8 protein-coding genes are annotated in these 6262 nt (G+C 40.0%); 7 read left to right on the forward strand and 1 reads right to left on the reverse strand.

What is annotated here, in order from left to right; genetic code table 11:
• The first annotated feature begins 74 nt into the window (after positions 1-74).
• From PN447_RS04515 to PN447_RS04540, 6 genes are all read left to right on the forward strand, one after another.
• Positions 75-200 carry a hypothetical protein gene (locus tag PN447_RS04515; protein ID WP_271761155.1) on the forward strand — a complete coding sequence of 42 codons (126 nt, stop codon included), beginning with the start codon at positions 75-77 and terminating at the stop codon, positions 198-200.
• A gap of 380 nt (positions 201-580) precedes the next feature.
• Complete coding sequence (locus PN447_RS04520; protein WP_271761157.1) at positions 581-1675, forward strand: hypothetical protein; 1095 nt, start codon at positions 581-583, stop codon at positions 1673-1675.
• A 1-nt stretch (position 1676) separates the two neighbouring features.
• A complete protein-coding gene (locus tag PN447_RS04525) occupies positions 1677-1868 on the forward strand; it encodes a hypothetical protein (RefSeq protein ID WP_271761158.1) in 192 nt (63 codons plus the stop codon).
• 140 nt (positions 1869-2008) lie between these two features.
• Complete coding sequence (locus PN447_RS04530; RefSeq protein WP_271761160.1) at positions 2009-2788, forward strand: TylF/MycF/NovP-related O-methyltransferase; 780 nt, start codon at positions 2009-2011, stop codon at positions 2786-2788.
• Complete coding sequence (locus PN447_RS04535) at positions 2789-3646, forward strand: class I SAM-dependent methyltransferase (RefSeq protein WP_271761162.1); 858 nt, start codon at positions 2789-2791, stop codon at positions 3644-3646.
• On the forward strand, positions 3643-4869 hold the full coding sequence (locus PN447_RS04540) for a glycosyltransferase family 4 protein (protein WP_271761163.1): 1227 nt from the start codon (positions 3643-3645) through the stop codon (positions 4867-4869). Before PN447_RS04535 ends, PN447_RS04540 begins: the two co-directional genes overlap by 4 nt.
• A gap of 5 nt (positions 4870-4874) precedes the next feature.
• Here the strand turns inward: PN447_RS04540 and PN447_RS04545 are convergent, their stop codons facing one another.
• Positions 4875-5096, reverse strand: a complete 222-nt coding sequence (locus PN447_RS04545) for a hypothetical protein (RefSeq protein WP_271761165.1) — start codon at positions 5094-5096, stop codon at positions 4875-4877.
• Between the two features lie 276 nt (positions 5097-5372).
• Between PN447_RS04545 and PN447_RS04550 the strand changes: the two genes are divergently transcribed.
• On the forward strand, positions 5373-5981 hold the full coding sequence (locus PN447_RS04550) for a DUF3782 domain-containing protein (RefSeq protein WP_271761167.1): 609 nt from the start codon (positions 5373-5375) through the stop codon (positions 5979-5981).
• Positions 5982-6262 lie beyond the last annotated feature (281 nt).

The raw sequence follows: 6262 nt of genomic DNA on the forward strand, positions 1-6262 counted from the left end.
CGATCGCCTAGACCACCCATACAAACTAAATTAGGCCAGCAGCAAGCACAACAGGAACGCCAACAAGGTGTCTGGTGGCTCACCTACCTAATTTAGGGATTGACCCGAAAGATTGGGATCAGAAGCCAGATTGGTCTGCAACGTTAGGCGATCGCCTGACTGTGTGTATTGATGGGTGTATAATTAGAGCGATCGACTAACTGTGTATATTAATAGGTGTATAATTAGGGCGATCGCCTGACTGTGTATATTTATAGGTGTATAATTAGGGCGATCGCCTAACTGTGTATATTTATAGGTGTATAATTAGGGCGATCGCCTGACTGTGTGTATTAATAGGTGTATAATTAGAGCCAGCAACCAGAAAACACCTGCTAGTTATTTCTTAGGAAGGACTGTATATTACTCAGCATATCCAGACTGGGGAAAAGTTAACACCTCAAAAAAAGGTTATACTTTTAGGGTGTTATATCGGGAAATATTGTAAAATAATGTATAGTTTTAAACTTTTATAATTACTCATGGCTTTGTTAATATAAACAATTCCTCACGGTAATCTACTTAAGGATTTATTGCAATAATGATTAATTTGGAACAAACGCTAAATGAACAACAAAATCTAAGTCAATTATGTTCTGATACTCCTCCTAAACTATTAAATACCTGTGAGATATTTCCCCCTAATGCTTATTATGGGAATGACTTAATTTATAAGCTTTATGCTGACTTACCATTCCAGTACTCATTAAAAGCAGTTTTACCTCATGGACCACAAATATATGTAAATCCAAAAGACAATGTCTGGAAATACGAACTGGAGAATAGTCTACCGGAAATTTGGTGTTACTCTAACCAATCAACGCAAATATATTCTCAAGCCTTAAAAAATAGCAAAATTGATAAAAAGGTTATACCCTCTGCATCACCATTTCTCTACTTGCTGAAATTGATCAAAGCTGATTCAATTCTTTCTGAAAGACGCGGGACAATCTTTTTCCCAAGTCATTCTAGCCATCATATCATTGATGATACTTCTTTTGAAGTATTGGCAAGCAAGTTGGATTGCCTTGGGGAAGAATATCGGCCGATAAGTGTGTGTATTTACTGGCAAGATTTTAATCTTGGTCGTCATTTACCTTTTGAAAAACGAGGAATGAAAATTGTATCAGCGGGTCATATATATGACCCAGGATTTTTATTCAGATTTTATCATCTATGTTCTTTACATAAATACTCTTGTGCAAACGATTATGGAACTGCCATATTATATTCAATAAAGTCAGGATGCTCTTATTTTCACCTAGATGCAGACGATATGTATTCAAATAACGTGAGAAAAATCAATAACTCAAACGTTTGTCTACCAAATGATCCAGCCAGTTATGTATCTACGAAAGTGACAAGTTTAGAAGAGAAAATTAACCAAGTTAAAACTTTTAGAGATTTGTTTGCAGTTCCCAAACAACAACTAATCTCAGAACAAATAGAATTCGTCGATGAAATTCTAGGTAATCAGTTTCTCAAAACACCTAATGAACTGAAGAATATAATTATGGCTGCTGAAGCCAAATATGTAGCGACGTCCGAGATTGCTATCCAATATCAACGTTTATGGGAAATGCGATTCAAAAGACTTCGGGAACATCCACTTTATAGGTTCTTTCGGAGAAAGTAAGTTGGCGAATATGCTCACCCAAGATATAGGGGAGATACATCATCCCCCTTTTGTCCTTCGCCACAGGGAGGCGGATATGTATACTTTTGATTATGTCTTTGGTGGTCAGGGGATGAGAGATAGTGATACTATGTATGGTAAGTTGCGTCAACGCCTTTCTAGTATTAAGCAATACGTTAAAAAGCGGTTTTAATTCCGTAAATAATAGAAGGTAAAAGAATAATTATTAATAATGATAAGAGCAAAAATTAAAATTTTTTGTGCCTTTTGATATTGCAGGATATTATAAACTCTATAACCAGATCCAAAATTTAAAAGCCATGTAGGTAATTTATGAAATCCCTGATTAAATTTTTATTCTCAATTTGTGGTTTTGATATTGTGCGTAAAAAGTCAAAAAATACTAACTTTATCAATGACAGGAACTTCCCCCCCGACTTTGACAATTTATCGAAAACCATTATTGATTATGTCAGTCCATATACGATGACAGGTATAGAAAGAATTAACTCCTTGGTTAATGCAACAAAATATGTCATTGAAAATAACATTGAAGGCGATTTTGTTGAGTGTGGTGTTTGGAAAGGTGGTAGTATGATGGCTATTGCCTACACACTAAATCATTTTTCATGTAATTCTCGCAATTTGTATTTATTTGACACCTTTGAGGGTATGTCAATACCTACATCAAATGATGTGGACTTATCTGGATTAGATGCCCAAACTCTTTTAAATAAAAGTGATAAACTAACTTCTCCTATCTGGTGTTATTCTACACTTGATGAGGTAAAAAATAATATGATAAAAACAGGCTATAGTCCTGAAAAAAAGCATTTTATTAAAGGTAAAGTTGAGGATAGCATACCACTACATGCACCTAATAAAATTGCTTTACTACGATTAGACACAGACTGGTATGAATCCACAAAACATGAATTAGTTTATCTTTTTCCCAGATTAGTAAACGGTGGTGTAATCATTATTGATGATTATGGGCATTGGCAGGGATGTCGGCAAGCTGTTGATGATTACATACGTGAAAATAACATTCCAATATTACTAAATCGCATTGACTATACCGGAAGAATAGCTATCAAAGTCCAGATAAACTAAATGAAATATCTTAACCTGGGTTGTGGAAACCGCTATCACCCTGATTGGACAAATATTAATTTTACATCCACAGGTAAAGGTGTAATCGCCCATAATTTAAAACATGGTATTCCCTTTGCTGATGCATCATTCGATGTAGTCTATCATTCTCATGTTTTGGAGCATTTAACCAAAACTGAAGCAGAATCTTTGATCACAGAATGTTATCGTGTACTGCGTCCCCAGGGAATTTTGAGGGTAGTAGTCCCAGACCTGGAAGAAATAGCGAGGATGTATTTACACTCCCTAGAGCAGGTAAATCATGGATTATCAGAATGGGCTGATAATTATGAGTGGATGCTGTTAGAAATGTATGACCAAACAGTGAGAAATCAGTCAGGAGGGGAAATGATGATTTTTCTTTCCAGGTCGAATCTTTCTAACCAGGAGTTTGTGATTAAGCGCTGTGGGGTAGAAGTTAAGAATATCATCTTGGCTGCTCAAAAAGCAACTACCGCCACCCAACCTGTACCCGATAGTAATTTTAAAAACATCCTCAAGCATATTTATCGCTTCTTGAGATATTCTGATTATCGGTATCAAGCAATTCTCAAGCTAATTCTCAAACCAGCAGATAAAGCCGCCTTAAACATTGGTCGGTTCCGTCAAGGGGGGGAAATTCACCAGTGGATGTATGATCATTATTCTTTATCTGTACTCTTGGGAAATTGTGGGTTAGAAAAAATTATTCCCAGAACCGCTGATGAAAGTTACATCACTAACTGGACTAGTTTTAATTTAGATACTGAAACTGATGGTTCTATTTATAAACCTGATTCACTGTATATGGAAGCGGTTAAACCAGACAGGATGATATGAAAATTCTCCAGATCAATCAATCGGATATTGGTGGAGGTGCTGGTATAGCGGGCTACCGCCTCCATCAAGGATTATTAACCCAGGGTATTGATTCTAAACTGCTGGTGGGTTTTATTAAAACCGATGATCCGCGTGTAGAGAGTGTCCGTAAATACCGCCTTGAAAACCAACTATCTCGTTTTACTTGGCGTTTGGGGTTGAACTATGTTCACCTGTTCAGTAGCTTTGATATCCCCCAACACCCATTCTATCAAGATGCAGATATTCTTAACTTTCATAACTTGCATACGGGTTATTTCAACTACCTAGCAATATCAAAACTCACAGCATCTAAACCAGCTATTTTCACCCTCCATGATATGTGGAGCTTTACCGGACATTGTGCCTATAGCTATGATTGCGACAGATGGAAGATTGGCTGTGGTCAATGTCCTTACCCGCACACCTACCCAGCCATTAAACTGGATAATACCCGCCTAGAGTGGAAATTGAAAAACTGGGTTTACAGTCAATCTAATTTAACCATCGTCACTCCCAGTCGTTGGTTAACTGAGCAAACCCAAGCCAGTATGCTCAACCGCTTCCCCATTCATCACATCCCCTATGGTATTGATACCACGGCCTATCAACCCCTAGACCCACAGTTATGTAAAACTGTATTAGGGATTCCCCAGAATAAAAAGGTGCTGCTGTTCGCTGCTGATAGTCTCAAAGATAGCCGCAAGGGTGGGGATTTACTTTTTCAAGCTCTGCAAGAATTACCCCCAAGCCTGAAAGCAGAAACTGTACTCTTGACTTTTGGCAGTGGGGGGGAAACCATGACATCCCAGTTGGGAATACCTACCCTGAGTTTAGGATACATCAGCAGCGATCGCCTCAAATCCGTGGCTTTTTCTGCCGCTGATTTGTTTATTTTTCCCACCCGTGCCGATAACTTACCCTTAGTATTACAAGAAAGTATGGCTTGTGGTACGCCGATGGTGTCTTTTAAAATAGGGGGTGTACCGGATTTAGTGCGTCATCAGGTAACTGGTTATTTAGCAGCACCGGAAGATACAGCAGATTTCTGTAATGGGATTGTTACCCTATTAACAGATGAAGCACTACGGGAGAAAATGAGTAGGAATTGTCGAGAAATAGCGGTTACGGAATATCCCTTAGAATTGCAGGCACAGCGGTATATAGAACTATATAGGGATGCAGGGGTTAGCTCACAAGGGTAGGTATTTTACATTGTCGTCAGGGCAAGACTTGGGGGACAAGGAAGGACAGTGGACAAGGGAGGAAAACCGTACAAATTAGGGCGATCGCCTTGCAGCAGGAGCCAGGGGTTAAAACCCCTGTCTGAAAGCTCAAGCCGGTTGAAACCGGCTAAATTGTCTAGGTGATGGGAAATATGAGATTCATTGGGTATTAGGGCGATCGCCTCCCGTATTGGGTACACCCACACCAGTCGGTTTTTAACCGACTTCAGCTTTGAGACGCTTAATTCATTCCCCGGCTCCCCTCACTGGCTCCCCCCCGTGCGGATAACTTGCAGCAGCGCGATCGCCTTTGGTATTAGCTACAGGCCAAGGCTAACTCACTCACCTTTCCTTCGTATTGAGTAGGGGCGCGATCGCTTTTGGCAATGGGGACTGGTGAATAGGTTTAATCCTAGGGTCTAAAAATCGCTGTAGAATAAGAAAAAAAATATATATATTTCATAAAATTACCAGTAAAGCCCATGGCTACCACTGCCGATGAAGTCTGGCAATTATTAGGAGAATTACTCCAAGCCCAAAAACAAACCGATCTCAAATTCCAAGAAACCGATCGCAAATTCCAAGAAACCAATCTCAAATTCCAAGAAACCGATCGCCTGCAAAAAGAAAATGCTCGGCAAATCAGAGAATTAGGTAAACAGATTGGCGGGTTAGGGGCTAAATTTGGCAGTTTTACCGAAGGGTTAGCTCTCCCTTCCATGGAAACCATCTTGCGCCAACAATTTGGTATGGAAATTATTAGCCCCAGTGTGAGGGTGAGCAAAGGTGGAGAACACTTAGAAATAGACGTGCTGGCATATACTAATGGGGAAGTCAACAGGGCGATAGTTGTGGAAGTCAAAAGCCACGCCAGGGAAGAATCCATTACTCAGTTAGTGAACCTGCTCTCCAGGTTCCGCCATTTTTTTCCTGAACATCAGAATAAACAAGTATATGGAATCCTGGCGGCGGTGGATATGTCTGTCCAAGTGCGAGAAAAGGCATTGCAAGCAGGATTGTATGTAGCTCGGATTCAGGATGAGGTGTTTGAACTGGATACACCCACCAGTTTTCACCCCCGGGTTTGGTAGGAAATAGGGCGATCTGCTTGCAGCAGTGGGAGCGCGATCTGCTTGCAGCAGCGCTAGCGCTATCGCCTCTGGTGTTGGGTACACCCAGCCAAACCAGTCGGTTTTTAACCGACGCTCCCCCCTCTCACAGGGGTAGGTTTTTAATATTAACTGTGAAGGCAGGACCACCGAAGACAAGGAGGAAAAGTAGACAAGGAAGATTTTCTACAAAAAATGGTCTGTTTAGCGTCAGTTTTTGTTACCAATGGTACATTATTTGTACGGTTTTCCTCCCTTGTCCA

The sequence above is a fragment of the Anabaena sp. CS-542/02 genome, from assembly GCF_028331085.1.
GTDB classification, from domain to species: domain Bacteria; phylum Cyanobacteriota; class Cyanobacteriia; order Cyanobacteriales; family Nostocaceae; genus Anabaenopsis; species Anabaenopsis arnoldii.